Annotated in this window: 3 protein-coding genes and 1 pseudogene; all 4 read right to left on the reverse strand. The window is 72.2% G+C overall.

All coding sequences use genetic code 11. The features are described from left to right. Positions 1 to 170: pseudogene (locus tag IEZ12_RS39785) on the reverse strand (formimidoylglutamate deiminase); the annotation flags it as partial. After that, positions 155 to 1,342, reverse strand: a complete 1,188-nt coding sequence (locus tag IEZ12_RS36065; RefSeq protein ID WP_189278469.1) for an allantoate amidohydrolase — start codon at positions 1,340 to 1,342, stop codon at positions 155 to 157. The pseudogene IEZ12_RS39785 and the gene IEZ12_RS36065, both read right to left, overlap by 16 nt. Positions 1,343 to 1,359: 17 nt before the next feature. Continuing rightward, the gene (hutU, locus tag IEZ12_RS36070) at positions 1,360 to 3,027 is read right to left on the reverse strand and encodes a urocanate hydratase (protein WP_189278463.1); all 1,668 of its coding nucleotides are present in this window, start codon (positions 3,025 to 3,027) and stop codon (positions 1,360 to 1,362) included. 108 nt (positions 3,028 to 3,135) lie between these two features. Beyond that, positions 3,136 to 3,510, reverse strand: a complete 375-nt coding sequence (locus IEZ12_RS36075) for an SHOCT domain-containing protein (protein ID WP_189278465.1) — start codon at positions 3,508 to 3,510, stop codon at positions 3,136 to 3,138. Between the last annotated feature and the right edge of the window lie 117 nt (positions 3,511 to 3,627).

Genomic DNA, 3,627 nt, shown 5'->3' on the forward strand with positions numbered 1-3,627 from the left:
GTCAGCCCGGCGAGCCGGACGGCCCCGGCGGGGCAGGGCCCGCTGTCGGGGGTGACCTTGGCGATCCGCCCGCCGGGGCCGACCGCGATCAGCACCTCGCGCTCGACCGCGGGGCCGTCGGCGTGCGGCAGCCAGGCGTGTTCGGCCCAGTACGTCACGACGGCTGACATGCGAGGTCCTCCAGTACGTCGGCGAGGGCGGCGACTCCGGCGTGGCAGTCGGCCTGCTCGGCGTGTTCGGCCGGGGAGTGCGAGACCCCGGTGGGGTTCCGCACGAACAGCATGGCGGTCGGGACGGCGGACGCCAGGATCCCGGCGTCGTGTCCCGCCCCGGTGGGCAGGACGGGGGCCTTCAGCAGGCCGGCCAGGTGGTCGCGCAGCGGGCCGTCGAAGTCGACGACGGGGGTGAAGGACTCGCGGGTGAGCGTCACCCGGACGCCGTCGCGCTCCCCGCGTTCGGCCGCGGACTGCTCGATGGCGTCGACCAGTTGACGCAGCGTCTCCTCGTCGGCGGCCCGGGAGTCCAGCCAGCCGCGGACCAGCGAGGCGATCGCGTTGGTGCCGTTGGGCTCGACGGCGACCTTGCCGAAGGTGGCGAGCGCCCCGGCGAGCCGGGCCTTCTTGCGGGCGGCGAGCACGGTGGTGGCGTAGGTCAGCATCGGGTCGCGGCGGTCGTCGAGCCGGGTGGTGCCGGCGTGGTTGGCCTCGCCGTGGAAGTCGAACCGCCAACGGCCGTGCGGCCAGATCGCGCCGGCCACGCCGACCGGGTGCTCGTCCGTCAGCCACCGGCCCTGTTCGATGTGGAGTTCGACGAACGCGCCGATCCGGCCGAGCAGTTCGGGGTCCGGGCCGATCTGCGCCGGGTCGTGGCCGGCCTTGAGCATCGCGTCGGGCAGCCACACCCCGTCGGCGTCGCGCAGCCGGTACGCGGCGTCCCGGTCGAGGACGCCGGCGGCGAGCCGGCTGCCCACGCAGGCGACGCCGAACCGGGCGCCCTCCTCGTCGCCGAAGTTGGCGATCGCCAGCGGGCGGGTGAACTCCGCGCCGCGGGCGCGGAGTTCGTCGAGTGCGGCGAACGAGGAGATCACTCCGAGCGGGCCGTCGTAGGCGCCGCCGTCGGGGACGGAGTCCAGGTGCGAGCCGGTGACCACGGCGTTCCCGGCGGTCGGGTCGCCGAGCCAGGCCCACTGGTTGCCGTTGCGGTCGGTCTCGTAGTGCAGGCCGCGGGCCCGGGCCTGTTCCTCGAACCAGGCCCGGCACTCGGCGTCGGCGGAGTTCCAGGCGTGCCGGCGGTAGCCGCCGGAGGAGGCGGAGCGGCCCACGGGGAGCAGCTCCGCCCACATCGCGTCGAAGCCCTCGGTCACAGCTCGGCCATGGGCACGCGAACGCCCCGCTCGTCGGCGACCTCGCTCGCCCGGTCGTAGCCGGCGTCGACGTGCCGGATGACGCCCATGCCGGGGTCGTTGGTGAGGACGCGGCGGATCTTCTCGCCGGCCAGCGGGGTGCCGTCGGCGACGGTGACCTGTCCGGCGTGGATGGAGCGGCCGATGCCGACGCCGCCGCCGTGGTGGATGGACACCCAGGACGCGCCGGAGGCGACGTTGACCATGGCGTTCAGCAGCGGCCAGTCGGCGATCGCGTCGGAGCCGTCCAGCATCGCCTCGGTCTCCCGGTAGGGGGAGGCGACGGAGCCGCAGTCCAGGTGGTCGCGGCCGATCACGATCGGCGCGGACAGCTCGCCGGAGGCGACCATGTCGTTGAACCGCTCGCCGGCCTTGTCGCGCTCGCCGTAGCCCAGCCAGCAGATCCGCGCGGGCAGGCCCTGGAAGTGCACCTTCTCCTGGGCCATCTTGATCCAGCGGTGCAGCGACTCGTTCTCCGGGAACAGGTCGAGGACGGCCTTGTCGGTCTTGTGGATGTCCTTCGGGTCGCCGGACAGCGCGGCCCAGCGGAACGGGCCCTTGCCCTCGCAGAACAGCGGCCGGATGTACGCGGGGACGAAGCCGGGGAACGCGAACGCCCGGTCATATCCGGCGAGTTGGGCTTCGCCGCGGATCGAGTTGCCGTAGTCGAAGACCTCCGCGCCGCGGTCCTGGAAGCCGACCATGGCCTCCACGTGCCGGGCCATCGACTCGCGGGCGCGCTGGGTGAACTCGGCGGGCTTCTCGGCCGCGTAGCTCGCCATGTCCTCGAAGGCGACGCCGGTCGGCAGGTAGGCCAGCGGGTCGTGGGCGCTGGTCTGGTCGGTGACGATGTCGATCGGGGCGTCCATCGCGAGCAGCTGCGGCAGCAGGTCGGCGGCGTTGCCGAGCAGGCCGATGGAGAGCGGCTGCCGCTTGTCGCGGGCCTCGGTGGCGAGCTGCAGCGCGTGGTCGAGGCTCTTGGCCTCGACGTCGAGGTAGCGGTGCTCGATCCGGCGGGCGATCCGGGACGGGTCGCAGTCGATGCAGATCGCCACGCCGCCGTTCATGGTGACGGCCAGCGGCTGGGCGCCGCCCATGCCGCCGAGGCCGGCGGTGAGGGTGATGGTGCCTTCCAGCGTCCCGTTGAAACGCTTGTTGGCCACGGCCGCGAAGGTCTCGTAGGTGCCCTGCAGGATGCCCTGGGTGCCGATGTAGATCCACGAACCGGCGGTCATCTGGCCGTACATGGTGAGGCCGAGCGACTCCAGGCGGCGGAACTCCTCCCAGTTCGCCCAGTCGCCGACCAGGTTGGAGTTGGCGATCAGCACCCGGGGCGCCCACTCGTGGGTCTGCATCACGCCGACCGGCCGGCCGGACTGGACCAGCATGGTCTCGTCCTGCTTGAGGCCCTGCAGGGTCTTCACCATCGCGTCGAAGGAGCGCCAGTCGCGGGCGGCCTTGCCGGTGCCGCCGTAGACCACCAGCTTGGACGGGTGCTCGGCGACCTCCGGGTCGAGGTTGTTCATCAGCATCCGCAGGGCGGCTTCCTGCTGCCAGCCCTGCGTGCTCAGCCCGGTACCCCGTGCCGCGCGCACCTCGCGCGGGCCGCTCGCCTGCTCTGCCATGGACCAGCCTCCTTGCGGATGGATTCATTCACGATCAAGCAGAGTGAATATATCCAAACAACATCGGGCTGACCAGAGGCTCGACGGCCCGCGTCGGGGCCTGTTCCCTCAGCTCTTCCCCGGCTCTTTCGGCGGAGCCTGCGGTGGACCGCCGCCCGGCGGACCGTCTCCCGGTGGACTTCCCGGACCGCTCCCGCCGTACTCGCCGCGCAGCGCCGCCAACCGGTGCCGGTACTCGTCGACGTCGATCTCGCCCCGGGCCAGCCGCTCGGCCAGCAGCCGCTCCGCCTCCGGGACCCGGCCGTGCGGCGGGCTCCCCCACTGCTTCCCGTCCCCCGACCCGGTCGTCCGACTCGTCGAGTGCATCCGCCACAGCGCGGCCAGCACGACGATCACCAGCAGCACGAACAGCATGAACGTGATCCCGGGCAGCACCCACGACCAGCCGCCGTGGTACCCGCGGTGCCAATACATGTCGATCACCCGCCACCGCACCCGAACGGGTGCGCCGATTCCAGTCTGCGCCCTCAGAGGGTGTTCGATAGGGGAATCCCCCTAACCGTCCGGTTTTGATTGGCACGGCACGGACTCGGTTTCATG

Origin of the sequence: Kitasatospora griseola (genome assembly GCF_014648555.1) — a bacterium.
Classification (GTDB): domain Bacteria; phylum Actinomycetota; class Actinomycetes; order Streptomycetales; family Streptomycetaceae; genus Kitasatospora; species Kitasatospora griseola.

Coding starts and splice junctions, on each gene's coding strand:
- IEZ12_RS36065 (WP_189278469.1), bottom strand. CDS start 1,342: ATGTGGGCGGAGCTGCTCCCCGTGGGCCGCTCCGCCTCCTCCGGCGGC.
- hutU (WP_189278463.1), bottom strand. CDS start 3,027: ATGGCAGAGCAGGCGAGCGGCCCGCGCGAGGTGCGCGCGGCACGGGGT.